Consider the following 24,598-nt stretch of genomic DNA (forward strand, 5'->3'; position numbering starts at 1 on the left):
ATTACGATCGACCATCGGGCACTCGTCAACGAATTTCTGTCCTTGCAACCCTCGATCGACGGCGGTAACACTTGCACAAGTCTTGATTATAGCCCATTGTGGACTCTGGCAATCAATTCGGGCGATCGTCTTCAATGGCTTAGCCAACGCCCGAATCGCACAAAAAAGCTAGTAGTTTTTACCGATGTTTTCAACTTTAGATCAGTCCGCGTTTTTTCAGCTTTGCTAGCGCATCTTCTGCCGCATTTTTCTCCGCATCTTGTTTGCGACGGCCCCGGCCAACACCGTACATTTTATCCCTGACATACACTTGAGCAGTGAACTCTTTGGCATGATCTGGGCCTTCCTCGTCAATTATTGAATATTCCGGGTTTTGACCGAATTTTGCCAGAGCCCACTCCTGAAATCGATTTTTAGAGTCTACAAGGTTTTTTTGCTCAGTATCGGACTGAGGATAAACCATGCTATCAGCAACTGGAATAAACAGCTTTTTAACAAAGGTGCGGACAGATGTCATGGTTGAGTCGAGATAGTACGCGCCAATAATCGCTTCAAAAGTATCGCAAAGCAAAGAGGGATTTTGGCGACCTTTATCTCTTTCTGCCCCTTTTCCCAGGCGCATTAACTTGCCTATACCTAGTTGCTCAGCAAACTTTGCTAGCTGATCCTGATCGACTAATCCAGAGCGCAAGCGAGTTAATTGAGCTTCGCTAAAATCTTCATAGCGCTTGTACAAGATTTCGCCGACTAGATAACCTAACAGGGCGTCGCCGAGGAATTCTAGTCGCTCGTTGTGTTCGCCTGCTTCGGGGTGTTCGTTAACGTAGGAACGGTGAGTGAGTGCGCGAATGAGGAGTGATTCATTTTTAAATTTTGGAATTTTGTACATTTTTATGTCTTGACTTGCTGGGAAATTAATAGCATCGAAAACGTCTCTATATTAACCGGACTTTTCTCAGTGCGTCTTCAGCCGCACGTTTTTCAGCTTCTTTTTTACTGCGACCACTTCCTTGACCGTACACCTTACTATTTACGCGCACTTCAACAGTAAATTCTTTAGCGTGATCTGGCCCTGCCTCGTTGATTGTGATGTATTGAGGGGTAATTGGCCCGATATTCTGCTGTACCCATTCCTGAAACCGATTTTTTGGGTCTACAGGAATGTTAGAGTCTGGTTCTGGCCCAGAAGAAATAATTTCTTCCACTACTAGGGTAAATAGCGGTTCTACAAAATCGCGGACTGCCTCAATGCCAGAATCGAGAAAATACGCGCCGATAATTGCTTCAAAAGTGTTGCTGAGCAACGACTCTTTAGCAGTACCTCCACTTGTTGCTTCACCCCTGCCTAGCAGCATCCACTGGCCGATATCCAAGGCGGCAGCAAACTTTGCCAATTGCTTGTCTTCCACCAACAAGGAACGCAGGCGAGTTAGATCGCCTTCATTTTTATTTGAGTAATGGCGGTAGAGATATTGGCCACTTAGAAAAGTCAGCAAGGCATCGCCTAGAAATTCTAATAGCTCGTTGTCTTTGCTGACTGCTTTAGGATTTTCGTAAAGGTAAGAGCGGTGAGTGAGTGCCTGATTTAGCAGATCGGCTTCCTGAAAAGGTAGCCGTTTTAGTAAATCGCTCAATCTTTCTCTAATGCGGTCTTCTTCAGCAGAAAAATGGCGATTTTCTTGACGAGTTTGTTCTTGAGAGAGGAGTCGCAGGACTTCTTGCTGTTGTTTTTCTACTTCTTTAATATCGGCTTGTGGTGCGGAGACAGCTTTTAGTAGTCGGGCAATACTATCCAGGGCGCGATAGGTGTTAGCGGTGGAAAATGGGACTTGGTGTGCCCAATCGTTGCGGACTTGGATAAGTTCAGTTACCAGGCCGTTTCCTGTAGAATTTAGCTTTTCGTTGAAAACTTTATCCCACTGCTTTGACATGACTAACAGCAGCATCGCAACATCTTCACTCAGAATACTGTCTGCTGATTTTTGTTTCAATGGTTTATGCTTAGGTAAGCAGGACTTAGCCTCTTTTTCCCAGCTATTGCTGTAAACTCCCTGCATTTCCTGTTTAAGATAAGGATACAATCCCTGACATAAGAGGTTTAAAGCTCTGTCAACTCGTTCGCGATTGCTAATAGCCATATGTTGTTTTTACTTGCCTTTCTTATTGCTACATTCAGAGTTGTGAGTTTTTCGTAAAAGCTGATTTTTTCAATAAACCGGCTTATATTTAATTAGTTTATAATCTTTTGCCGATCGCCCTGAACGATCGACTGCTGCGGAGGAAGTCTGCCAAGTGCGAGCGTTTCTTCATTCTGCACGATCGTCGCATCAATTCTCAGCTATAGTCTATTAGGGGAAATTTTACACCAAATGGGATGATACCATAATCCTAAAACAGTGTAATTTTTACCCTATGTTGCGAACTTGCAGAACGTCGCGACGCGACAAATGGTTTAGCTGGCTGAGTGAGTCAATGGAAGCTTGGGATTTTTGCCGTCGGTGGTTCCACGCCACACAAGAAGAAGAAAAAGCCAGAGGCTACAAAGCGCGTTGCAACCTGCTTCTGGTAAAGGTTTTAGGCGTTAATATTGATGCCGTCAAGCGGTGGGGGCCGAGTTTTGAAAAAATGCCTGACCACCACAAGCGTACCTTGTCATACGCTGACACGCTGCGAGAGATGATAGAGGTTGCTGGCAAAAATGAAGATTTTTTGGAGGAGGTACTAGAACGAATCAAAAACAAATCTAAGAAAATAGGGGAATATTTACACTGAATTGGGGTGTCAAGCGGGCTGGGTGTTGTATTTTTTGGATGTAGCACTCAACTAGCAAAAGCCTTTAATCACTGTGACACAGAGTTTTTTATCGAATTCCAGCAGCGACGCCATTCAACTTCCCGCGTCCCTGCTAACTCCCGACGCAGCAAATCCTGAGAAAGAACCCCTCAAACATCTGCTGATAGGTTCTCCCCAAGCTGTCAGGAGTACAATTTACCTACTCCACGCGCGCGGGTACGCTGAGGTTGGTGTCTGGAGTCCCCTGCTACCAACTGCTAAAAGTGGTGAGGTGATGAGTATTTTTGTGAAATACCTTCGCATCTAATAGATTCAGATTGCATGGTGCCCCGGAATTATGCTGTGTGCGAAACAATTAGGGTTTGCTCTTCCGGGGCACCCCAGGCGGAGTGTCACTAGATTTTTGCTATTTTATATTAACTAAAAATTATTTTTCTGACATCCTTCGACCCACGCGCCCTGACCTCAGAAACCGGGTTTCTACGAGATTTTGCGAGGAGTCACGAAAAATACAAGAAGAAACCGGGTTTCTCGCCTCCGATGCGATCGCCCCTCTCCCTGCGGGCCCATCCCGCTTATCTCCGGCATTTGAACAGTAATTGTAAAAATATGTTGCAAACTTGGTACTGCTGTGTTAAGTTTGGTTACATAAGGTTGAAATTAAACGAGGTTTCTGGTCATGGAAAACAAAGACGCAAAGTTGGGCTTCACTGAGTTCGCTGAAACCTGGAACGGCCGCTTGGCAATGTTGGGCTTCGTTATCGGCCTAGCTACCGAATTCCTCACCGGTCAAGGCATTCTCTCTCAAATCGGTTTGATGTAATCAGCTTAACTGCATACAATAGCTGAAATTCAGTCGGGCGATCGACCCCATCACAAGTACACTCATCCCCCCGCTAAGAAGTCCCCTTCACTTCACACGGAAAGGGATGAGTGCATTTTTTATCAAAAAATCCCACAGAGGGCACAAACAAAAATCTTTTCAGTCTTAATATTTATCGCGAGACTAACTCCAGGAAACTAAGCCATTTCTACAGAATCAAAAATCCTCAATTTAGGAGTAAAAGTCGCAACCTTCACCAAACCGTCGCGTTTGTGATTCCCCACGCTGTTACGTGAAATCATCTCCGACAGATCCGGCATTTCCTGCCAGCACTGCGAGCAGAACCAATAAAGGCGATTGTGGCGAGCGTGGCGGAGCAATTTAGAGGAGCAACAAGGGCAACTATTCATGATATTTTAAACCTTTTTTGAAGATATGGAGCGATAACCCAATCATTAGAGAGATTCACGACTGCCTGCACATCTCAATTCCAGCAGGCACCAAAATAAAAAATCTCTTTCACTCACAGCTTTGAGCGTCGCGCAAGTAGCACTTTTGGAGGCCCAAGAGTAACATCACAATCAAAAGCTGAACGCTCCAAGGTGCCCAAGAGAAACCCCAAATAAAACAACCCAGCCCTGCCCAAGCCACAAGAACAAAAATATCTTGAGAGGTTTGCCAGTAAACCCAGACTGCTGCCAGAGAAACTATTAGTAGCAAAATGTAAGCTGAGGGCATAATCGTCATCTCCCAATGTGTCTGTCAACAGTCAGGAGCGATCCCTGACGTTCTGCTTAAACATAAAACTAAAACCTGAAGAACTTATGAAGACGAGTGAGTTGTTACAAAAAGTAAAATAATCCTGCCAGCTTATATTTGCCCGATAAATCAGTAGGAATACTGAGCTCATGGCTGAGCCCGAATCCGGTTAAATGAACGCACTAGAAATAGGGACTTAGGCATCATCTATTTGTGTCAATTTCACCTCAAAGATCGGCAGGGTTGAAACGCCTAAACGCCTGCCGGACTGCGGTTTTTAGTCTTAAGCTGACAGGACGAAAGGCACGGCGCCTAAGCCCCTACATATATCCTGTCCGATCGACCGGATTTTATCTAAGGAACCAGACCACAGAAACCAAGTTTTTTTAACTCTCTTTGCCTGCAAAACTACTGCTTAAAAAGCTGCACAATTCAAGGGGGGCGATCGATCTATTCTTGCTCCCAGCCCAAAGCTTCAGCGACCTGAGCCGCCAAAAACATCGGTTCAAAAGGCTTAGCAATCACGCTCACCACCCCCAAATCCGCGAACATCCGCCTGTCCCCAGCCAGAGCCTTAGCCGTTAATAAAATTACCGGAATGTGCTGCGTAGCCTTATTAGCTTGTAACTGTAGAAAAGTAGTAGGCCCGTCTTGGTCAGGCATCATCACGTCCAATAGAATAGCATCAGGCTGTTCGGCAAGAGCCTTAGCAACCCCCTCGCGGCCCGAACTCGCTGTCAGGACTTCCCAGCCCCCCACCAGTTCAAGACTGACTTGAGCTACTTCCCGAATATCTTCCGCATCGTCAATAACCAAGATGCGCTTGGCAGTCAAAATTAACATTTTTTTAGAAATGAGAACTGATCACAGATTAGAGGCGAAATGTGAATATTTTGTAAAGCAAATTATTTTAGCCGATCGGACTTTACAGTAAATTTTCAAAACTGTATAGCAGATGTTGAAGAAAGAAGGAACAAGGAAGACCGAAGCTGCAATCGAGCGGCAGGATTTCAACTAAGAACATCCTAACCGTCTGGCGCGGTTGCTGTAAAATATCCCACCCAAAAAAGCCGCTTTTCCACCTCAAATCGCGATTTTTGCCCGCAGTCCCCAAACTGCAGACAAGGCTGAGATTGTTTGTCGATGACTCGATCGAACAATCTGCACAAAATTAGTAACGTTGGGTACACCTGGGTAGAAATTAACTTTCATTTGCCAGCCCCTCCCTGAGAAGTGGCAGACTTAAGAAAAAAGTGCTCCCCTCCCCCACAACGCTCTCCACCCACATCCGTCCCCCGTGCTGCTGCACGATACTGCGACAAATAGCCAGCCCCAAACCAGTACCTCCCTTCTGGCGAGAATCAGAAGCATCAACTTGTTGAAAGCGTTCAAAGACCATCTCCAGTTTGTCTGACGGAATACCCCGCCCTTGGTCTGTCACAGCAATCACGATGTACCACGAGCTCGGGACTGGCAAGTGCGGAGGCGCGGCTGCAGGCTCAGGAGACAACAAAGACGGAGACGACATCGACTTGGGCGCTGCTTTTTCTGCCAAATCCGGATTGTGGGTCAACTCCCCGCTCAGCCAAACCGTAGCGCCGGAGGGAGAAAATTTAATAGCATTACTGAGTAAATTTGTCAAGGCTTGAATTAGCCGATCGGGAACAGCTTGCAATTGCGCCCCCACAGGCTTCACCGACAGAGTAACTCCCGCCTGCTGAGCCATTCCCTGCATCTCGTCAGCCGCCTGCAACATCAGGTCAGCCACATTGCAAGTTTGTTTGATGGCAGTGCTGTAACTCGACTCCATCCGCTCTAAATCTAGGATGTCGTTGACCAAGCGCACCAAACGGTCAGTGTTAGTGACAGCAATCTCCAGCATCCGCTTAGCTTTCTGGGGGTAAGCGTCCAGCAGGCCGCTGTTGAGGAGGCCGAGGGCGCCGTGAATTGAGGTCATGGGCGTCCGCAGTTCGTGGCTGACAACAGAGATGAATTCATCTTTCATGCGCTCGACGGCAAGCTGCTCCGTGATATCTTTAAAAGTCACCACAGCTCCAATAATTTCGCCTTGTTCTCGCATCGGAGCGACAACGTACTCAACCGGAAAACTGCTGCCGTCTCGCCGCCAAAAAATCTCATCGGTGACGCGCCGCGCCTCTCCGTCTTCCAAGGTGGCTAAAATTTGAGAACTTACCCGCTTCGGCAGCAGTTTGCCCGCCTGCGGTGCGGCGCAGTGTGGGACAAGTTCAGAGCCTGAATTGATGTCTGTTGCAGGTGACAGTTGCTTGATCGCCCTTGAGCATTCTTGCTGTGCACGGTGTAAGCTTTCATAGAGCGGTCGATCGATCAATTGCTTCGATTCGCACCCAGCCATTCTCACCGCCGCAGGATTGACAAAAGTTACTTTTCCCTGTTTGTTCAACCCGCAAATTCCTTCTCCTGCGGAGAACAAAATCATTTCTGTTTGGTGGCGGAGTTGTTCAAAGGCTTTTTCCACTCGCTTGCTGTCGCTGATGTCGCGAGAGATTGTCGAAACGCCCGTTACCGCTCCAGTCGCGTCTTTAATCGGAGAAATCGTCAGGGACACATCTATCTGTTGGCCATCTTTCCGCAAGTGCACGGTTTCGTAATGGTCGATGGTGGCTCCAGCCCTAATATTTTCCAATATTTGAGGCATTTCCTTGGGGCGTTCGGGTATGGCTAAAATCTCGATCGACTGCCCCTTGATTTCCGCCGCACAGTAGCCGTAAATCTTCTCTGCTCCTGCGTTCCAGCTCTGAATTGTCCCGGTGAGGGTTTTGCCGACGATGCCGTCGTCGGAAGACTCGACAATCGACGCCAAGCGCACGAGTTCGTCTCTAGTTTGCTTGTATTCCGTGATGTCGCGGCCCAAAATCACGATACTTTTGCGTCTGCCGTCGGGGTGAAATACGGGTACTTTAATCACGTCGTAGATTTTCACAGTACCGTCCGATCGGGGAATCATTTCTTCCCCCCTAGAAAGCTTACCTTTTGCCCACGCTTCTTGATCGCTGACCTCGCACGCCTGTAGCGCCTCGCGGTAAAAAATGCTGAGTTCTCCTAGCTGAAAATCTTTGAGGCCGCGGTAGTCTATTTTTTCTAGCTCGAACACTTCCAATATCGCTTGATTTGCCTCCTGCCACCTGCCCTCGCCATCTTTGAAGCAGACAATATCTGGCATGGCATTCATCAGCGAGTCGAGATAGGAGTTTTCTCGCGCTGCAGCTTCTACCTCGGCCCGCTTGGCGATTTCCCGTTGCAGGTTTTCGTTTGCCGTTTGCAGCGAGTCCTTTAACAAACTTTCTGTAAAAGTCTGTTCTTTAATTATTTCCTGAAGTCTGTGGAGTTCTAGCGACTGCCGCCTGCGCGCCAACAAATTCTCTACCCGCAAGTGCAGTTGGGCGGGTTCGGCGGGAGTTACTATCCAATCGTCTATTCTGCCTTCGAGTTGTTTTGCCTGCTGCGAAAATGGCTGCTCAAAAAGAGCAGACGTTTGGGATTTACTAACAAGCAAAAACGGTAAAAATATCGGCTCGGCGGCAGCTTTTAATGATTCTACCAGCGGCCCGATGCGATCGAAATTTGCCTCGTCGAGAATGCACAAGTCAAAAGCGATTTGGGGAAAGGGAAATTCGGAGTTGGGATCTAAAGCGCGATCGAGTACGATCACCTCATGCTCCGTGTTGAGGTGGGCGATCGGCAAATTAAGTTGTTGGTGGCGATCGACCAATAGTAAAATGCGGCTCATTAGTGTGTTAATTTCCCCATGACTAATGATATGATGTCCGGTAAATTAACCATTCTATGTTTTGTAGTGAGGACTTAAGTCCTCTTTTTGAGGAGGGATGAAGCCCTCACTACAAACAAATTTTATAGCCCTCGATCGACCGGACGCGATCGAAATGATCGAGGCATTAGGTAGCCAGAGTTGAAGCCCCAATTTAATAAATTTTGATAATTATTTAATTGTTTGTTCCTTCAAACAATGACTAATGACTAATGACTAATGACTAATGACTAATGACTGTTGACTGTTGACTAATTCTGTTGGCGGGGGCGGGTTTATATTTATTTGGGTTAGCAGTTCTATGAAAGCTGGTGAAACCCGCCCCTAAAGCCTAATGACTAATGACTAATGACTAATGACTAATGACTAATGACTAATGACTAATGACTAATGACTAATGACTAATGACTTTTTACGGCATTCCGATCGGAATAAAAGCATCTTCCGGCATACAGGTAGAGTAACGCTGCCCTTCCGATAAAACTGCAATCAGCCTCATCTGCCAGTCGGGCATAATCTGCAAATCCGCCCAGGGCACTGCTACCTCCAAACATTTATCCACTCCCACTTGGGCGCGGCTAATGCGGGGCTGCCACCGATCGCCCTCTTCTGCTTCCTGAAACCAAATCGATTTCGTCAGCAAATTAATCTCTAACTGATGGTGGTACCGATAGTTTAGCGGTGCTTCGTCAGGCAAACCCGACAGCGGAATCAGACTGTTGTGCATCGTGCGATCGGGATAAAACCAGAACAAATTTAACTGCTGCGGGCAATCAATTCCCGGCCGCACCCCTACCTTGAAGTCGGCACGAATGTAAAAATTCAAGTGGTCAACCCCGTACCAAAGGCGCTGAATTGCCGAACTCCGGTGCATCGTACCCCTTGCTCCCCCAACTTCAATGCGACCGGCTTTGTCCCAATCCTGTTCGTTACCGATACCGTCAATCACCGGGTGAATAAAGCTCAGCGGCAGGTGGTCGCCTTGAACCTCGTGCACCTCTACTTGCCGCCGCACTTCCGGGGGTACGGGCTCGCCGAGAGCTTCGTAAATTCCCGCTACGTGTTCCCGAAATAGCTGGTCGAACATGGCATCTTGGTTCGACGTGTGGCCTTCGCCAAACCACCAGAACCAGTCGGAACCTTCGGCCGCATAAAGCGCTTCCCAAGCTTCAGGGTTGCTTTCTTCTGTGGCCTCTGGATGGTTTGCCAGCATTTGTCTGGCGGGCCCTAACAAGTCCCAAGCGCGATTTTTCGCGGGATCGCCGATCCAAGTTGTGAGGGAACCGTCCACCCACGAACCGGTGTGCAGTTGGGCTGCGGGAATTGTTTCGGTTGCTGGGAATTTGTCGAGAAATTCTGAGACTGTGACTAATTTGATATCAGGATTATCGCTGAGAGTTTGATAGAGGGATTCTAAGAACGGTTTGCCGTCTTGGGGATAGAATTCCCAGCAATTTTCGCCGTCTAGGGCGATCGTCACTAACCAGGGATTTTCTAAAGCTGTTTGGCCGTCGGACTGTCGGTTTTTGAGAGTTCTGCCGATCGCTTCTAAGTGTCCCACTAAATCTGATGCTGCTTTTTCCGGTTCCATCGAACCGTAGGTAAACCCGATCAAGTCGGATAATCTGTGGTCTCTAAATACTATGGCTAAATCGCCGTCAGGAGTTTCTAAACGGTAAGGGCGATATAACAATTCTGGTTCGTAGACATTCCCTGTCGCGTCGCGGTTGAAAAAGTGTTTAATTGTCCACCCCAAAACTGCTTCGTCCGAGACTATCCATTTAAAGCCTTGTTTGGCAATGTAGGGCAAAATTTCCGGGCTGACTGCTTGTTCCGACGGCCACAAACCGCGCGGTTGGCAATCAAACCGGTCTTGATACATTTCCCAGGATTTTCTCAGGTGTCGGGGAATATCTTCTTCCCACTGAAACCGGTGTTGTGGCAGCGTCATGTTTGGAATGGCTATGCGGCCGCCATTCGTGTCGGCAAGCAGCGGTAAAATCGGGTGCGTGTAGGGGGTTGTGGAGACTTCCAACTGTCCCTCAGCTTGCATTTTACGGTGCTGGGGAATGATGCGAGCGAGGATTTCTTTTTGTTTTGAGTAGATATTTTTTCTGTCTACCAAACTAAAATTTTGTCCTTGTTTCAGCCACCCTGCAATATCGGGGTCGTCCCAAAACAGCGGGTCAATCCAAGCTAAATTGTGCCACGCCAGCAAGTCGCTAAAATCCTGCAATTTCCAGTTTGCCAAACACCACTGAATGCCTTTTTCCTGCCGCTGAGTGTAGAGTTGAGCGTAGCGGGGGTGTGGCTGAATCAGAGTGTGGTAATTGGCGTCAAAGAAGTGTTCTAAAATGAACTCTTGTTCTTCGATGTTTAAAGTTTCTGTTGGCTTCAGAGTTACCGCCAAGTAAGGGTCTAATGCTCGGTCTGCTATGCAGTCTTCTATCTGCAAAATCAAGGAGGGAACCAGGTTTACGGTTTGATGCAGTTTAGGATATTTTGCCAGAAGGAGCACTAAATCCAAGTAGTCTTTGACTCCGTGCAAGCGCACCCAAGGCAGTCGGTACTGGGCTGCTGCTGTGCTAGCTGATACTCTGGATTTGTAGAGCGGTTGGTGTTGGTGCCAAATGAAGGCTACATAAAGGGGGTGAGACATTGAATTTAGTAATTGGTAATTGGTAATTGAATTTGGTAATTGGTAATTGGTAATTGGTAATTAAATTTGGTAATTGGTAATTGGCAATTAAATTTGGTAATTGGCAACAGTCAACAGTCAACAGTCAACAGTCAACAGTCAACAGTCAACTGCCAACTGCCAATTGCCAACTGACTAATTACATTACCTGTTCGACTTCGGCAATTTCTGGGATGGCCTCGCGCAGGCGACGTTCAATGCCCATTCTCAGAGTCATTGTGGAACTCGGGCAAGAGCCACAAGCTCCTTGCAGTCTCAGGTGTACCACTGGGCCGTCAATTTCTACGAGTTCGACGTTGCCACCGTCGGATATCAGGTAGGGACGCATTTCATCGAGAACTGTTTCGACGTTATCTCTGGTTAGTGCTAGTGTCATATTTCGCCTCTGTGATGATTTCTTGTAGTTGATGAAAGTTCGATTTGACTCAAGGGCAGCATTCTCAACCGCGCCAGATTTAAGAAACCGGGTTTCTTGACAAAAGACTTGCACGCTCAGGTGAGCTGGCTACAGGAAACCCGGTTTCTGTCACGCTGATGCTCGATTTCAATTCGCTCTCTGGTTCGATCGTAGCGTTACTTGCCGCCAAATCAAGTTGATTCTGATACGTTATCCAAAAAAACCCGTTTTATTTAAGAAATCGGGTTTTTGAGGCCGCTACACTACTGCTGGTTCTAGCAGTTTGACGTTGGAGTAGTTGAACTCGGTTGTTGTCAGTTGACCTTTTTCTTTGGCTCGAACTACTTGCTTGGTCATGACATAATAGTCGCCTATCTTGTCAAAGGTATCTTCAAATTCGAGTTCTTTGATGATTTCGTCTGTTTGGGGGTTGCGGAAAACAGCATCGTAGTGGGTTGCCAAAGAACCTTCGGGTGTCTCTAAGCTTTTGTGCGTGTCAATTACGAAAGCCATACGACCCATCACCCGGCTGACTTGACAAATTGAGAGACCTCGGATTTTATAGTTAGACCCCATTGAGTCGCCTTGCACCAAGATGTCCACAGCGTCTGTGCTGTCCTTCTCGCCGAGGGTGAAGCTATTTTTGCCGTGAGATTTTTCAAATGTCGAGCGCTTGCGGTGGGTGACAATATCGCGCATTTGGGTGTAGACGCTTTGCTGCACTTCCTCGTCTTCAATGCCCGTGACTTCCACGCTCATGTCGGGTTTGATCCAAACATGACCCGTATATACTTCGTCGCCCTGTTTGAGTTCAATATCGGCACTGTAACCGGGAAAATTGGCGTCCCAGGTATAGCGGTGTTCGTAAGCAGCGCGAAACAAATCGCGAGCGTTGGCTTGCTCTGTCATAAATCCCTCTTTCTCTTGACACCCATCTAGTTTAGCTTAATCGCGAGAAGCCCCACATTCACTGGGTAGGGGAGTTACCCGCACTCCTAGCGAGCACTTCTTGGGGGTGCGGCTGGGCTGGCAATTAGGGCGCAACAAGAATTTACTTTCTCTATCGGTTGCTATGATTTGAAGATAAAGTCCCAAAATGCCTGGTTATTGAGAGGGCGATGGGTCGATCGCCAGACACCAGTCTTAGTTATGGGTTATGTTGAAAAAACTTGTGTCCGCTTTTTAGGGGTTGCACCCGCAGGTAACTATTAGATTCCCCCCTTAATAAAATGCTAGAAACTGTCTACAAACACTTAGAAACATTGCAGGAACAAGCTAGGGAATTGCCACACCCGCAACAGGCAATTTTCACAAAAATTTTGGAGGATTTATCAAATTCTTTGCAGGAAATAGCAGCAAGCCACCTGTTTGAAAGCGCGACATATAACGCGGCAAAGCTGGTTGAAATTGAAAAAAGTAATCGCCTCTTGGAACGCACTGTAGCCCAGCAAGTAGGGCAAATCAGACAGCTACGGGAGCAGTTGGAAAAACAAATCAGCCAGCATCGCAGGGACAATCAAGCATTAACTAAAAGTGAAGCCAAACTGCAAGCTATGCTGCGTAATTCTCCCGATCTAATTAGCATTGTCGGCTCCGACGGGCGAGTTCGATACCACAGCGGAGCTCTACAGCGGCTTTTGGGTTACAACCCAGAAGAAAGAATTGGGAAATTTCACGGCGAGTTAATCCATCCAGACGATTTGCTGGCTTGGCAGACGTATTTTGGTAAGTTGTTAGAATCTCCCGGAATTGGGGGGGCAATCGAATATCGGAAACGCCACGCTGACGGTTCTTGGATCTACATGGAGTCGATAGGTAACAGTTTGCTTTACGATTCTAGCGTGCAGGGGATTATAATTAATTCGCGGGAAATAGGGGAACGAAAGCAAGCCGAAATCGCAGTCCGAGAGTCGGAACTCCACTACAGAGTTATGTCGCAAATTACTTCGGATTTTGCCTATTCTTTTAAGGGACTGCCCGACGGCAAGTTCGCCTGCGAGTGGGCGACAGAAGCTTTTGAGCGCTGCACCGGGATCGTTCCTGAAGAATTAGAATCGTTTGGTTGGTGGAACTCCGAACTCGTTCATCCCGACGACAGGGAAATGTTAATTAACCAATTAGAAGGCTGTACTTTCAGTCGCACTGGAGCTAATGAGTATCGCATTATTAATCAAAAAGGCGAGGTGCGCTGGGTGCGGGACTACTGGCAAGTGGTGTGGGACAAAACTGCTGAACGGGTTGTCCGTTTGTGGGGCGCTTGTCAGGAAATTACCGATCGCAAGCAAGTAGAATTGAAACTGCAACTCGTTAACCAAGTTTTGCAAGCCCAGATAGCATCGGCGCCGCTGGCGATTAACTGTACCAGCAATGACGGCAATACCGTTGTTTGGAACCGCGCCGCCGAACAACTTTTTGGCTGGACTGCGGCTGAGGTTTTAGGGAAACCTTTACCGAATATTCCTGAAGGCCAAAAGCAAGATTTTTACGCGCTGCTAAAGTCTGCGTCTAATGGCAAACCGCAAAACGGTTTGGAAATATCTTTGTTGAAAAAAGACGGTAGTTCGATCGATGTTTGGCTGTTTGCCGCACCCGTGCGAGATGCGGGGGGCCAGACTGTCGGCAGTATCAACATATTTTCTAATCTTTCAGAACGCAAGCGCATAGAGGAAGAGCGCCAAAAACTAGCAGCGATGAAAGATATGGAGGAACCTTTTTGGGCGCGCTATGTCAGCCCTCCAAAAACTCCGAAAAAAAAGGGCGGTGGGTAATTGTATCAAGCACAAGTTAAGAGCATTAAAAGTGCGAAAGTGTAATCTTATGCTGGCAATATCCTTTCCGGTCAAATAACCTCTTTGATGGGAGTCGTTTGAGCGAACATAATATGATAAATACACCGGGCTACTACGTGTGGTAGTTGCTAGGCTGTACTGTGTAAAACTATAATTTCCTAAAAAAAATTGATGAACTAGCTACCGAAGTTAGTGAGGGAATCTATCGATAAAGTGTCAGCTTTTTCAGGGGTAAAACTTGTGGGTACGATAAATATTATACTTGTTAAATACGCCACTAGAAGGTTTACTGAGGTTCCGATTTTTCCTGGTTCCTGAAAGTGGCTAACTCTGCGTGAGTTTGGCAAGCTTCACTTAACTCAATGTAATCTAAGATATTAGAAATTACCTTAGAAAGGTGAATAGCCGAACGGTGAGCTTCTTGGATAAAATCTCTCTCCTCTATCGGATCGTCAGCTTGATCGTCTATGGTTAGTTGTAGATAACCGATGATGTGATTTAGGGGAGTGCGGAGCTCGTGGGACGCCTTCAACAAAAATTGCTTTTTGAGCTGGGATAGTCCTTGTACTCGCTTGCTGCGCTCTTGGTAGAGGGTGGCGAGGGCGATCGCACTTCCTACTTGATCGGCAAGTTCTTGTGCGAAATCGATCTGGGATTGAGTCCAAGGTCGATCGGTCTTACCCTTCCGCGACGATCGGCCCTTGCACTGATGCAAGCTAATTATGCCGTTAGCTTGCTCTTGATAAGCGGTAGCCACCACTAGCAGCGACTGTGGCCCAAAAGGGTCATTGGCTGCAAAGGACTCTACTACCACCGGTTCGAGGGTGGCTAGAGCTTGAATGAAATGAGGTGCTGCTGTGAGCGAGATTTCCATTCCCAGCATGGGTAAAAATGGTTCTTGGCAGTATTCAGCAGCTACTTTGACTTGCAGGCTAGAACTTTCATAGGGACAAATGATGCAGCGGCTGACGCCTAGTGTTTCTCCCAGACTGTTAACTGTTTGCTGCCAGATGCTATCGAGATCCAAGGTTCGACGAATCTTTCTGCCAATTTGGAGTAAAAGTTTTTGCGATTGAGCTGATATTTGCTGATTCATAGCAACCCTTTTTCTAATAGACTGGCAAAAGTTTACCATTCTGCCAACTGAGCAGGAATTTACTGAATTTGCCAGCCTGCCGCTGCCCGACTTAGGGATTACGTAATTCTACTTAAATCTTCCCACACCCCGTCAAACATTACTAAGTAGTTTCGGTGTCTTTACAAGATCTTTATGATTTTCACAGAGAACTGAGAGCGTCCAGTATGCTTAATAATCCTTTACAGTAGGGGGTTGGGAAGCTTAATCAGTCGTATAAGCTGGCATTAAGTTTTTGTAAAGCTGGCGGTGTGCGCGGGTTTACTCGGAGGTGTGAGAGCCCAGCGGACAAATAAAGATGAGCTTTGTTATCCGTACCCCGGATTTGATTTATGCGAATTCTGGGTGGGGATTGGAAGTGGCGGGGGCGATCGATCTCAGTTGCAAGCCCCCAAGGAGGGAGATTGGCGATGGATAAAAGTTAAAATTGATACAGGGGCGATCGAACTGTGTTTGTAGGATAATTACCAATTATCGATGACTTTTATTCACGCAACGGAACTCACGGATACAGGAATATAGTAATTTTTAAGTGAGTAAGGTACAGTTGGGTAATTGGTAATTGGTAATATCAATTCCGGCTGCGCCGGAATGATATCAAATCCGCGCTTCATCGTGGGGCGTAAAGTGGAATTAAGCGGCCAAGAAATAATTCGCGCAATTTTCATTTTTTTACTCACAGTCAACAGTCAACAGTCAACAGTCAACAATGATAAGGAGTGCAACCGGAATCGATATGATTAATTTTTAAATAGTGGTTCTTGATAAAGCGGCACAGTAAAAGTAACCGTCGAGCCGAGTCCTTCCCCCATACTGTAAAAATTTACTGTACCCCCCATTGCTTCTACGAGTTTTTGAGAAATAGCCAATCCCAAACCGGTGCCGCCGTATTGCCTGGTACGATCGCCGTCCACCTGAAAAAAGGACTCAAATAATTTATCTTGCTTGTCGAGAGAAACGCCAATGCCAGTATCAGCGACTCGAATTTTTACCATTCCGGGGAACTGCTGGTTGTGAACAGTCACCTTTTTCTTAATAACCTCGGCACTGATGCGAATTCCCCCTTCCCCGGTAAATTTAATGGCATTGCCCGTGAGGTTCAAGATTACTTGAAGCAGACGTTGGTAGTTGCCATACAAAATAATCTCGTCCTCCACAGGGGGTTTTTGGATTTGAAATTGCAATCGCTTTTGCTCGACTTGAACCCGTGTAAAATCCTCAACTTGTTGCAACAGTTCACCGAGTTTGACGGGAGCGAGGTCTAACTCCATTTTGCCAGCTTCGATTTTAGCGACATCCAAAATATCGTTAATCACATTGAACAAATGTACTGCTGAGCGGTAAGCTTCTTCGATAAATTGGTGCGCTTCTTCGGGGTCATCTGCCATGCCGTCCATAAGCAGTTTTAGGAAGCCGAGGATGCCGTTGAGGGGGGTGCGGAGTTCATGAGAAGTATTAGCAAGAAATTGACTTTTAAGTTGGGAAAGAGCCACGGCTTCGGCGCGAGCCTGTTCTAATTCTTGGTAAAGTGTAGCGTGGGCGATCGCACTGCCGACTTGAGCGACTAACTCGCGGGCGAATTCGAGTTCGACAGGACTCCATTTCGGGGAACTGCCGCAGCGGTGCAAACATATCAGTGCATTGGGTTGGTCTTCATAGGAGGTAGCTGCTACGAGCACGGAATGGCGGTGGAAGGGATCGGCGGCGGGGGAGGCGTAATCGACTGCTACTGGTTTTAAGGTGGCTAAAGTTTGAATCCACCCTGGCTGTTCGGCTGCGCGCAGTTCTAATCCCAGCATAGAAGAGTAAGCTTCTTGGCGGTACTCAGCTACTACTTTAAAAGTTTTCGATTGGAGATTTTCGATTTGAGCAGGGGAAAGCGGGAGCGAGGGGTCGCTAGCTATTGACTGGTGTAATTCGGCGGCTGCCGTCGAATTTTGCTGATTTTCAGAGGCAAGGAAGGGGGAGGTTTCCAGATTTTCGCTGTCTTTTTTGTAGGAACAGATGATGCAGCGACTCGCGTTCAAAACTTGACCCAAGCTGTTAACAGTTTGTTGCCAAATTGTGTCTAAATCGAGGGTTTTGTGCAGGTTTTGAGCGATTTGGGAGATGATTTTACGGTCGATTTCCGAGTAGGGAGGGAGCGATCGACCGGGGATACGGCTCGCTGGAAGCGACATTTGTTGGCGGGCGTCCCAGGGGGATGGCAAAGCTCGATAGAGCATAAATTCTGGGGATTCGGGCCGTCTGTCTGTGGGTTTGTCAGACAGCAGCCTTCCCATAACTAAGACTTTTGTAGCTTTGCCGTTTGAGTCGATCGCCGGAGTGAGTGTCAAATCGAAGAGAAAATATTGTCCGCCGTGGCAAAATGGATAGCTGAACCGTTGCGGTACGAGGGTTTCGAGCGCCCGCCGCAGGATATCGAGATAAGGCGCAGGGGCAATGGGTTGCAGGGTTTCGCTGAGGGGGCGATCGACAATTTGTTCTGCTGTAAGGTTGTACTGCTCGGCTTTTTGCCAGTAAAAAGATAGATATCGACCAGAGGCGTCTTGGGTAAATACTAATTCTGCCCCTAACTCTTGAAAAAAAACTGTAGAGGCGAGGCTCGATCGCCGAAAATCTGTGTTAGAGTCCATCAGAGTAGGGGATGAAAGTAGTTCGTATTTTGGAGTCTTGAGTTTTTAATAAAGATTTCAAGACTCCCCATTGTTGGGGCTTCTACTGTTGATTTGTGAGTTATTAATCAATTAAAAAGCTGTTGGCTTTTTAATTTAAACATTAATCGCTCCCAACTCACACTTTGCAAAAAATTTTGGCTTCTACTATTGACTTTTGAGTGATTAATGAACTCAGAAAATATTAATTTTTTAATTCTGAGTTCAACTCAAAACTCCAAACTATTCGTTCTCAGCCGTTTTGGGTAATTTAAAGATAAAAATTAAGATTGAGAAATTAGGAATCTGCACCGATTAACTATCAACTGTGAAAATTACGCCAAAATATGAGGCGGCGAACAACTCAAGTCGGGAAATGGCTCACGCATTTTTTCCCTCACCTAGAATAGTTCCGAGGTTGTGATTGAGCCGAGTTCACTCGCCCACCACCTGTAGCTTTAGCCACGAAATCTGCAGGAGATCGCCCGTGCGATCTAAATTTCACACCCCGCAGATTTGCGCGCGCCGTCTGGGGCGAGAGCACCTCAGTCGTTCCATTCACCACGCGGCGGGACTGGGGGGTTGCGGCGTAAACTCAGAGCCAGCTCGTCTTCCCGGCGCTCGCCTCGGAGCCACTGCTTGATTGCTGTTTCAATGACTTTGCTGGGGTCATTCGTCAAGTGCTTAATTTGGTCTAGCAGTTCAGGATCGATATGGATGGACAGTTCGACTTTTTCTGACGAACTGTGGGATGGTATTCTTGATTCGCTCATAGTTTAAAAATCCTAGTTTTAATTCTTAAGTTTCAATTCTTTTGATGACAACCGACTGAACTAGATATTGGCAGTCCCTGATTTGCACCCAACCTTTCCTCAACCGCTTAACCGCTTTCTGTACAATGAGAGAGAGAAAAGTTTTTTCCTTTTGGGTGTCCGGGCTCGATCGGACACTTGAAAGGCTAATAACTGATACTCTTGAGGTTTGCCTCAGTTGTGGTTTCATCTCAATCCCCAGTAAGAGGTTGAAGTAAGCACTCTACTCTTGCTTGTGTAATCATACAACAAAAAGTATCCTTTGCCGATTAGCTCTTCGATAAAAAACATGACTAACGTCCCTGTATCTCGCATTCGCAATTTTTCGATTATTGCTCACATCGACCACGGAAAATCCACCTTGGCCGATCGCCTGTTGCAGGCGACTGGGACTGTGCAGGCACGGGAGATGAAGGAGCAGTTTTTAGACAATATGGATCTCGAACGCGAACGCGGCATTACAATCAAGCTGCAAGCGGCTCGGATGAATTATACTGCCAAGGACGGTCAGGAGTACGTGCTGAATCTGATCGACACTCCCGGACACGTGGACTTTTCTTACGAGGTGTCGCGATCGCTCGCTGCTTGCGAAGGGGCGCTGCTGGTGGTAGACGCATCTCAAGGCGTGGAAGCACAAACCCTGGCAAATGTCTACCTTGCCTTGGGAAACAATCTGGAAATTATTCCAGTTTTAAATAAAATTGACCTGCCGGGGGCAGAACCGGAACGGGTAAAAGGGGAAATTGAAGAAATTATCGGTCTGGACTGTAGCGGGGCGATTGAGGCTTCTGCTAAGGAAGGAATTGGTATAGATGAGATTTTGGAGTCGATCGTCGAATTGGTGCCGCCGCCGCAGGATACTGTTGATAAACCGCTGCGGGCGCTAATTTTTGACAGTTATTACGACCCTTATCGCGGGGTAATTGTGTATTTCCGGGTGATGGACGGAAGTGTCAAAAAGGGCGATCGAGTTTTGTTGATGGTTTCGGGTAAGGAATATGTCATCGATGAATTGGGCATCCTTTCACCGACTCAAGTTCCAGTAGACGAACTGCACGCGGGGGAAGTTGGTTATCTGGGCGCAGCAATTAAAGCCGTAGCTGATGCTCGCGTCGGCGATACGATTACTTTGGTCAAAAAGCCGGCACCGGAGCCTTGGCCGGGTTATACAGAAGCAAAGCCGATGGTTTTTTGCGGCTTGTTCCCGATCGATGCTGACCAATTTCCAGATTTGCGGGAAGCTTTAGAAAAACTCGAGCTCAACGATGCCGCGCTTTCTTACGAACCAGAAACTTCGAGTGCGATGGGATTTGGTTTCCGCTGCGGTTTCTTGGGTTTGCTGCACATGGAAATTGTGCAAGAAAGACTGGAGAGAGAATACAATTTGGATTTGATTGTTACGGCTCCTTCTGTGGTTTATCAAATCACAACAATTAAAGGAGAAGTATTAACAATTGACAATCCCAGCCACTTGCCCGATCCTCAGTATCGCGAGAAAATTGAGGAACCTTATGTGCGGGTAGAAATGCTGTCGCCGGAAACTTATGTGGGCGCGCTGATGGAACTGTCTCAAAGTCGGCGGGGCATTTTTATGGATATGAAGTATCTGAGTCAAGGCCGAACAACGCTGGTTTACGAGTTGCCTTTGGCGGAGGTGGTGACTGACTTTTTCGATCAGATGAAATCGCGATCGCGCGGCTATGCGAGCATGGAGTATCACCTCATCGGTTATCGCGAAAATCCGTTGGTGAAAATGGACATTTTAATTAATGGCGATCCGGTTGATGCTTTGGCGATGATCGTACACCGCGATAAGGCTTACAATGTGGGCCGCGGCTTGACGGAAAAACTGAAGGAGTTGATTCCCCGCCATCAATTTAAGGTTCCGATTCAAGCAACAATTGGTGCGAAGGTGATTGCTTCGGAGCACATTCCGGCTTTGCGGAAGGATGTGTTGGCGAAGTGTTACGGCGGTGATATTTCGCGGAAGAAGAAGTTGCTGCAAAAGCAGGCGAAGGGTAAGAAGCGGATGAAGTCTGTGGGTACTGTGGATGTGCCGCAGGAGGCTTTTATGGCTGTGCTGAAGCTCGATCGGGATTCGTAATCTGTGTGGCTTTTTGTCAGGAACAGGCAAGATGCCTGTTCCACAAAGAGTCAGTTTTTTGTAGTTGTTTGCAGTCATCTAGAACAGGCAAAATGCCTGTTCCACAAAGAGTCTGTTTTCTTGTGGGATGGGCATCTTGCCCGTCCCTGTGGGGGCCCAGAAACCGGGTTTTTTACGACATACTTGGTTACACACGGTAAATTCGGTAAAAAACCCGGTTTCTTTCTCGGAGTGCGTCCAGGACTGTTTAAATCCAGATAAATATAAAGAGTTAGGGAAGTTAGATTAAGAGCGATTCCCGACGGGATAACTACGCTTCACGCACTTTTGAAGATTAAGGGCGATCGCACTGTGGCATAATAAAGTTTAGTTTTCAGAGCCAGAATTTATCAAATAGAATTAGGAACAATATGACAGCGCAGCCACTCAGTAAATTCATCGCGGGCCACCGCGCTTGATGCGACTTGTAATATAATTTGTTCTTGCTCTTCCACAGGTGCAGAAATCTCCAAGCCATTCAAAACTAGAAAGACTTCCATTGCTGCGTGACCGATGCGTTTGTTACCATCTAAGAAAGGATGATTTTTAATCAAAGCAAATCCAAGGGCTGAAGCTTTGTCGACGATAGTTGGGTAAAGTTCCTCCCCGCCAAACGTCATGCGCGGCTGAGCTAAAGCTGACTCTAAGGCTCCTAAATTAGCGATGCCAAATGCTCCGCCCGACTGCTCAATAATGCGCCGATAAATTTCTAAGACTTCAGTTAAAGTTAGATAGCGCATTACGCGAGCTTTTGGTAAAGTTCAGCATTCTTTTTGAGGACGTATTCCATAGCATTCTGGAACGATGTTTCTGGTGGTGCGAGCAAGTTTTCAGCACCGGCAAGCAGTAATGCTTCTAGGGAAACGCCGAGGATCTTGGCGGTTTCTTGGAGCTTGTGCAGGCGATCGTCTGGAATTGTGATGGTAATGGTTTGCATTCTGTTTGTGGCTGTGACGATACTCTGAGTGTAGCACGTCAACTGTCTGAGCAGGAGTTAGGGTTTTTAAAAGAGCGATCGTACTTTTGGAGCAAAAGGGCGATCGCTCATCCTGAGAGCGGCTTGCATCTTATTTGATAGGTTTAATTTCGGCTATTGGCCGATCGTCTTGCAAGAGTACCAAGATATTCCCATCTTGAATGAGTTTAAGAAAGCTCGACAGATCCCTCTGAATTTCATCAATATTAATGTCGATCGCAGTTGCGCCGGAAATCACTGACTCAGCATGGGAAGATAAAGGAGGGGATTCATTAGCGGCTATTTCGCGCAGCAAATGCGTACATAAATCCCGATTTTGAGAATCAGTAGAATGTAACATCTCGCCATATAAACTCCGGGCTAAATCCTGATTGAGAATTCCATAAAGTAGAATCATTGTCCATTCTTTAGCATTAACAATTATCCGGTCTATGGTATCAATAAACGCCTGCAACTGGTCTTTGAGCTCAAAAGACTCCAGAAAATGAATCAGACCATACATGACTTCATGTTGTTCGCATCTGTCATCTAAAACCAGATAGAGTTCTGGCAAATATTGGCTGTTAAGATGTAGGGCAAGTTCGGCTAAAGCGTATTCAAAACTCATTACTTCTTCATCAGAGCGCATGAATTTATTAGCATTTAATGTTTCTATTAATTGAGTAACGTTCATCTTATTTCTCCCACTTTATCAAAAGTACCCGACTATGCCAGTTTGTTTTGTTTGATGACTTGTTGTAAATTCCGCCTAATTTGTGGTGTATACAGCCGATCTTGGCGATAAATCGATCGCACATCCCACACGGCACGAGCTAGAGTTTGCCGGGGTGATAGACTAAAGTCTGGTCTTTGTCCGTAGGATTGTGTACGCCGATGACGACCACCCCTTCCCGGATATGGTTGTTCCATCAAGATAGCAATACCCTTGTTTCTAGTGTAACCAGAGATTCCTATTTGTTTCATATAAGCATCGGATGGAATATGATGGGGTGTAAGGTTATCCCCTGTACGGCGGATTTTGTTCAAGTCGCCAAATTGTCCGACTGTGGTTTCACCTGGAAGTAATCTAGGTATGTTATTTGCCACTTTGGTTTTTGAGGATGCCTTTTATTTGATAGTGCAAAAGGGTTCGCTATTGTAATTAAATCATGGAAGATTACTTTTGGTGAATGGGAGGCGATCGCACTTTTGGACATTAAGGGCGATTCCCTACGGGATAGCTGCGCTTCACGCCCTTGACCAAAGGAATTGGTTGAGCTAAACTAAAATTTAGTTTAAATTGCTTATAGTAGATGCACATAATCAGCTACCGACGGGTGCGTGAATACAGCGAAACTCATGCTGATTGCGGGGAAGCTTTGGATAACTGGTTTAAAATTTCTAGCAAGGCTAAATGGTCTAACTTAATTGAGGTACAATCTGTTTTTCCGAAAGCCGAAGCTGTTGGGGGGTTTACAGTTTTTAATATCAAAGGTAACAACTATCGATTAATAGTTAGTATTGATTATGAAATCAAATTAATTTATATCAAATATATTCTCACCCATGCTGAGTATGATAAGGAGAAATGGAAAAATGACCCTTACTTTTAATCCAGATAAATACAAAGAGTTATTGTCTCAGTACCAGCCGAAAATAATTAGAAATGAAGCGGATAATGAGAAAGCTCTCGCTATTGTGGAAGAGTTGATGCACCAGCGCGATCGCACTCCTGAAGAAAATGAGTTATATGAATTGCTGATTGTATTGATTGAAAAATTTGAGCAGGAATATTACGCACCAGGAACCACAGCAACGCCTCATTCAATACTGCTGTTTTTGATGGAACAAAGAGAGTTACAACCTGCTGACTTGGTGGGAGTTATTGGCTCTGAAAAAAGAGTGTATGAAGTGGTTAATGGCGATCGAGATATTGGTAAAGAGTTGGCATTGATTCTGGGGAGTTTTTTTCATGTAGAGCCGAGTTTGTTTTGTAATTAAGGGAAGTGAAATCATTTCGATTTAATTCAGAATTGTATGTGATGAAGTTCTGTAGGGGCGGGTTCACCAACAATATCTAACAAGTACCAACAATCTGAATAAACCCGCCCTCACCCAACAGTAAATCGCAATCTACCTCTTTGTCGATCGCTCTTTTGGAGATTAAGGGCGATCGCACTTAATTACGAGATAGCCGAAGCAGGAGCAATTTCGCGGAGTGGCATCAGGAATTCTTGCTTTTCTTCGAGGGTGATATAGCCACCATTTAGAGCCATTTCCATAAGTTGTTCGACAAATTCCTTTGACTCTGTTATGACTTGAGTTTTATTCAGTTCAAAATGTTGATTTCTGGATTTTAGGGTAAACTGGTTTGGAGATAAATATCCAAATTTTTTTAAATTACAGCTAATTCGATCCTTGGCTAAGGGCTGTAATTCCAGAGTGATGCAAACACTTTCAACAAATTCTATGTTGATGGGTTTTCCTTGGGATAACTCACTGAGTTTTTTGGGGAGTTCATCTTCTAGCAGCATACAGATATCGGGGTCTAAAAAAACGTTTAGTTTTTCTTCACCGATTTCTATTGATACTGGGCGATCGCATTCAAAGCAAAATAGTTTCAGACCTAGTTCAAAATGCGAAAGTTCTCCTAATGTGTCATCTGGTGCGTCAGCATATTTTTCGCCATGAGGTTCTTCTAGGTGAATTGTAAAATTGCTATAGTTATTCATCATCATCGCTCCTATCTAATGAGGACAGCGTAGCATCATTGAGAACAGGATAAGCAGATTTGAATGTTCCATCTGGTTTCCTTTTAATAAAAGCATGGGT

At 46.3% G+C, this 24,598-nt stretch carries 24 protein-coding genes; 7 read left to right on the plus strand and 17 right to left on the minus strand.

Annotated features, from left to right (window positions below):
- Nucleotides 1–196: 196 nt before the first annotated feature.
- On the minus strand, nucleotides 197–889 hold the full coding sequence (rnc, locus tag QUB06_RS21965) for a ribonuclease III (RefSeq protein WP_333437067.1): 693 nt from the start codon (nucleotides 887–889) through the stop codon (nucleotides 197–199).
- A gap of 46 nt (nucleotides 890–935) precedes the next feature.
- Entirely contained in the window at nucleotides 936–2,138 is a 1,203-nt protein-coding gene (gene rnc / locus QUB06_RS21970) for a ribonuclease III (protein ID WP_333437068.1), read from the minus strand.
- Nucleotides 2,139–2,412: 274 nt separating this feature from the next.
- Between rnc (QUB06_RS21970) and QUB06_RS21975 the strand changes: the two genes are divergently transcribed.
- The 3 genes from QUB06_RS21975 (at nucleotide 2,413) to QUB06_RS21985 (ending at nucleotide 3,616) form a co-directional block, all read left to right on the plus strand.
- Nucleotides 2,413–2,772 (plus strand): hypothetical protein, encoded by a 360-nt coding sequence (locus QUB06_RS21975; protein WP_333172864.1) that lies wholly within the window; start codon nucleotides 2,413–2,415, stop codon nucleotides 2,770–2,772.
- A 73-nt stretch (nucleotides 2,773–2,845) separates the two neighbouring features.
- A complete protein-coding gene (locus tag QUB06_RS21980; protein ID WP_015176458.1) occupies nucleotides 2,846–3,100 on the plus strand; it encodes a hypothetical protein in 255 nt (84 codons plus the stop codon).
- A 372-nt stretch (nucleotides 3,101–3,472) separates the two neighbouring features.
- Complete coding sequence (locus QUB06_RS21985; RefSeq protein WP_006632525.1) at nucleotides 3,473–3,616, plus strand: chlorophyll a/b-binding protein; 144 nt, start codon at nucleotides 3,473–3,475, stop codon at nucleotides 3,614–3,616.
- Nucleotides 3,617–3,813: 197 nt separating this feature from the next.
- Here QUB06_RS21985 and QUB06_RS21990 read toward each other — a convergent pair whose 3' ends face one another.
- The 7 genes from QUB06_RS21990 to QUB06_RS22020 form a co-directional block, all read right to left on the minus strand.
- Nucleotides 3,814–4,026: a hypothetical protein gene (locus QUB06_RS21990; RefSeq protein ID WP_333437069.1), complete on the minus strand. Its 213-nt coding sequence runs from the start codon at nucleotides 4,024–4,026 to the stop codon at nucleotides 3,814–3,816.
- A gap of 109 nt (nucleotides 4,027–4,135) precedes the next feature.
- A complete protein-coding gene (locus tag QUB06_RS21995) occupies nucleotides 4,136–4,354 on the minus strand; it encodes a hypothetical protein (protein WP_333313180.1) in 219 nt (72 codons plus the stop codon).
- A gap of 471 nt (nucleotides 4,355–4,825) precedes the next feature.
- On the minus strand, nucleotides 4,826–5,218 hold the full coding sequence (locus QUB06_RS22000) for a response regulator (RefSeq protein WP_190655560.1): 393 nt from the start codon (nucleotides 5,216–5,218) through the stop codon (nucleotides 4,826–4,828).
- 358 nt (nucleotides 5,219–5,576) lie between these two features.
- The gene (locus QUB06_RS22005; protein ID WP_333437070.1) at nucleotides 5,577–8,144 is read right to left on the minus strand and encodes a PAS domain S-box protein; all 2,568 of its coding nucleotides are present in this window, start codon (nucleotides 8,142–8,144) and stop codon (nucleotides 5,577–5,579) included.
- A gap of 451 nt (nucleotides 8,145–8,595) precedes the next feature.
- Nucleotides 8,596–10,842 (minus strand): glycoside hydrolase, encoded by a 2,247-nt coding sequence (locus tag QUB06_RS22010; protein ID WP_333437071.1) that lies wholly within the window; start codon nucleotides 10,840–10,842, stop codon nucleotides 8,596–8,598.
- A 178-nt stretch (nucleotides 10,843–11,020) separates the two neighbouring features.
- Complete coding sequence (locus QUB06_RS22015; protein ID WP_006632519.1) at nucleotides 11,021–11,257, minus strand: NifU family protein; 237 nt, start codon at nucleotides 11,255–11,257, stop codon at nucleotides 11,021–11,023.
- 279 nt (nucleotides 11,258–11,536) lie between these two features.
- A complete protein-coding gene (locus tag QUB06_RS22020; protein WP_333280585.1) occupies nucleotides 11,537–12,187 on the minus strand; it encodes a DUF3386 domain-containing protein in 651 nt (216 codons plus the stop codon).
- Nucleotides 12,188–12,507: 320 nt separating this feature from the next.
- Between QUB06_RS22020 and QUB06_RS22025 the strand changes: the two genes are divergently transcribed.
- On the plus strand, nucleotides 12,508–14,046 hold the full coding sequence (locus QUB06_RS22025; protein ID WP_333437072.1) for a PAS domain S-box protein: 1,539 nt from the start codon (nucleotides 12,508–12,510) through the stop codon (nucleotides 14,044–14,046).
- Nucleotides 14,047–14,353: 307 nt separating this feature from the next.
- Here QUB06_RS22025 and QUB06_RS22030 read toward each other — a convergent pair whose 3' ends face one another.
- The 3 genes from QUB06_RS22030 to QUB06_RS22040 all read right to left on the minus strand — a co-directional run bounded on the left by QUB06_RS22030 (nucleotide 14,354) and on the right by QUB06_RS22040 (nucleotide 18,629).
- Nucleotides 14,354–15,163, minus strand: a complete 810-nt coding sequence (locus QUB06_RS22030; RefSeq protein ID WP_333437073.1) for a GAF domain-containing protein — start codon at nucleotides 15,161–15,163, stop codon at nucleotides 14,354–14,356.
- A 779-nt stretch (nucleotides 15,164–15,942) separates the two neighbouring features.
- A complete protein-coding gene (locus QUB06_RS22035; RefSeq protein ID WP_333437074.1) occupies nucleotides 15,943–17,838 on the minus strand; it encodes an ATP-binding protein in 1,896 nt (631 codons plus the stop codon).
- Between the two features lie 563 nt (nucleotides 17,839–18,401).
- Nucleotides 18,402–18,629, minus strand: a complete 228-nt coding sequence (locus QUB06_RS22040; RefSeq protein ID WP_333051858.1) for a hypothetical protein — start codon at nucleotides 18,627–18,629, stop codon at nucleotides 18,402–18,404.
- Between the two features lie 328 nt (nucleotides 18,630–18,957).
- On the opposite strand from QUB06_RS22040, the gene lepA reads away from it, so the two are divergent.
- Nucleotides 18,958–20,772, plus strand: a complete 1,815-nt coding sequence (gene lepA / locus QUB06_RS22045) for a translation elongation factor 4 (RefSeq protein WP_333207713.1) — start codon at nucleotides 18,958–18,960, stop codon at nucleotides 20,770–20,772.
- A 389-nt stretch (nucleotides 20,773–21,161) separates the two neighbouring features.
- Here the strand turns inward: lepA and QUB06_RS22050 are convergent, their stop codons facing one another.
- The 4 genes from QUB06_RS22050 to QUB06_RS22065 form a co-directional block, all read right to left on the minus strand.
- Nucleotides 21,162–21,551 (minus strand): type II toxin-antitoxin system death-on-curing family toxin, encoded by a 390-nt coding sequence (locus QUB06_RS22050; protein WP_333437075.1) that lies wholly within the window; start codon nucleotides 21,549–21,551, stop codon nucleotides 21,162–21,164.
- A complete protein-coding gene (locus QUB06_RS22055) occupies nucleotides 21,551–21,748 on the minus strand; it encodes a DNA-binding protein (RefSeq protein WP_333437076.1) in 198 nt (65 codons plus the stop codon). Before QUB06_RS22055 ends, QUB06_RS22050 begins: the two co-directional genes overlap by 1 nt.
- A gap of 130 nt (nucleotides 21,749–21,878) precedes the next feature.
- On the minus strand, nucleotides 21,879–22,460 hold the full coding sequence (locus tag QUB06_RS22060) for an Imm30 family immunity protein (RefSeq protein ID WP_333437077.1): 582 nt from the start codon (nucleotides 22,458–22,460) through the stop codon (nucleotides 21,879–21,881).
- A gap of 32 nt (nucleotides 22,461–22,492) precedes the next feature.
- Nucleotides 22,493–22,873 carry a hypothetical protein gene (locus QUB06_RS22065; RefSeq protein WP_333437078.1) on the minus strand — a complete coding sequence of 127 codons (381 nt, stop codon included), beginning with the start codon at nucleotides 22,871–22,873 and terminating at the stop codon, nucleotides 22,493–22,495.
- Between the two features lie 206 nt (nucleotides 22,874–23,079).
- On the opposite strand from QUB06_RS22065, the gene QUB06_RS22070 reads away from it, so the two are divergent.
- Both QUB06_RS22070 and QUB06_RS22075 read left to right on the plus strand, forming a co-directional pair.
- A complete protein-coding gene (locus QUB06_RS22070; protein ID WP_333437079.1) occupies nucleotides 23,080–23,379 on the plus strand; it encodes a type II toxin-antitoxin system HigB family toxin in 300 nt (99 codons plus the stop codon).
- Complete coding sequence (locus tag QUB06_RS22075; RefSeq protein WP_333437080.1) at nucleotides 23,363–23,767, plus strand: transcriptional regulator; 405 nt, start codon at nucleotides 23,363–23,365, stop codon at nucleotides 23,765–23,767. The genes QUB06_RS22070 and QUB06_RS22075 overlap by 17 nt, the downstream gene beginning before the upstream one ends.
- Before the next feature lie 182 nt (nucleotides 23,768–23,949).
- Here the strand turns inward: QUB06_RS22075 and QUB06_RS22080 are convergent, their stop codons facing one another.
- Nucleotides 23,950–24,504 (minus strand): hypothetical protein, encoded by a 555-nt coding sequence (locus QUB06_RS22080; protein WP_333437081.1) that lies wholly within the window; start codon nucleotides 24,502–24,504, stop codon nucleotides 23,950–23,952.
- Between the last annotated feature and the right edge of the window lie 94 nt (nucleotides 24,505–24,598).

Origin of the sequence: Microcoleus sp. D2_18a_D3 (genome assembly GCF_036702455.1) — a bacterium.
Classification (GTDB): Bacteria; Cyanobacteriota; Cyanobacteriia; order Cyanobacteriales; family Microcoleaceae; genus Microcoleus.

Bases quoted from the DNA above. Each gene is read 5' to 3' on its own strand.
- QUB06_RS22050 (WP_333437075.1), bottom strand. From the start codon at position 21,551: ATGCGCTATCTAACTTTAACTGAAGTCTTAGAAATTTATCGGCGCATT.
- QUB06_RS22005 (WP_333437070.1), bottom strand. From the start codon at position 8,144: ATGAGCCGCATTTTACTATTGGTCGATCGCCACCAACAACTTAATTTG.
- QUB06_RS21985 (WP_006632525.1), top strand. From the start codon at position 3,473: ATGGAAAACAAAGACGCAAAGTTGGGCTTCACTGAGTTCGCTGAAACC.
- QUB06_RS22070 (WP_333437079.1), top strand. From the start codon at position 23,080: ATGCACATAATCAGCTACCGACGGGTGCGTGAATACAGCGAAACTCAT.
- QUB06_RS22075 (WP_333437080.1), top strand. From the start codon at position 23,363: ATGACCCTTACTTTTAATCCAGATAAATACAAAGAGTTATTGTCTCAG.
- QUB06_RS22015 (WP_006632519.1), bottom strand. From the start codon at position 11,257: ATGACACTAGCACTAACCAGAGATAACGTCGAAACAGTTCTCGATGAA.
- QUB06_RS22055 (WP_333437076.1), bottom strand. From the start codon at position 21,748: ATGCAAACCATTACCATCACAATTCCAGACGATCGCCTGCACAAGCTC.
- rnc (WP_333437068.1), bottom strand. From the start codon at position 2,138: ATGGCTATTAGCAATCGCGAACGAGTTGACAGAGCTTTAAACCTCTTA.
- QUB06_RS21995 (WP_333313180.1), bottom strand. From the start codon at position 4,354: ATGCCCTCAGCTTACATTTTGCTACTAATAGTTTCTCTGGCAGCAGTC.
- QUB06_RS22020 (WP_333280585.1), bottom strand. From the start codon at position 12,187: ATGACAGAGCAAGCCAACGCTCGCGATTTGTTTCGCGCTGCTTACGAA.
- QUB06_RS22000 (WP_190655560.1), bottom strand. From the start codon at position 5,218: ATGTTAATTTTGACTGCCAAGCGCATCTTGGTTATTGACGATGCGGAA.
- QUB06_RS22080 (WP_333437081.1), bottom strand. From the start codon at position 24,504: ATGATGATGAATAACTATAGCAATTTTACAATTCACCTAGAAGAACCT.
- QUB06_RS22040 (WP_333051858.1), bottom strand. From the start codon at position 18,629: ATGAGCGAATCAAGAATACCATCCCACAGTTCGTCAGAAAAAGTCGAA.
- rnc (WP_333437067.1), bottom strand. From the start codon at position 889: ATGTACAAAATTCCAAAATTTAAAAATGAATCACTCCTCATTCGCGCA.
- QUB06_RS22010 (WP_333437071.1), bottom strand. From the start codon at position 10,842: ATGTCTCACCCCCTTTATGTAGCCTTCATTTGGCACCAACACCAACCG.
- QUB06_RS22060 (WP_333437077.1), bottom strand. From the start codon at position 22,460: ATGAACGTTACTCAATTAATAGAAACATTAAATGCTAATAAATTCATG.
- QUB06_RS21975 (WP_333172864.1), top strand. From the start codon at position 2,413: ATGTTGCGAACTTGCAGAACGTCGCGACGCGACAAATGGTTTAGCTGG.
- QUB06_RS22035 (WP_333437074.1), bottom strand. From the start codon at position 17,838: ATGGACTCTAACACAGATTTTCGGCGATCGAGCCTCGCCTCTACAGTT.
- QUB06_RS21990 (WP_333437069.1), bottom strand. From the start codon at position 4,026: ATGAATAGTTGCCCTTGTTGCTCCTCTAAATTGCTCCGCCACGCTCGC.
- lepA (WP_333207713.1), top strand. From the start codon at position 18,958: ATGACTAACGTCCCTGTATCTCGCATTCGCAATTTTTCGATTATTGCT.
- QUB06_RS22030 (WP_333437073.1), bottom strand. From the start codon at position 15,163: ATGAATCAGCAAATATCAGCTCAATCGCAAAAACTTTTACTCCAAATT.
- QUB06_RS22025 (WP_333437072.1), top strand. From the start codon at position 12,508: ATGCTAGAAACTGTCTACAAACACTTAGAAACATTGCAGGAACAAGCT.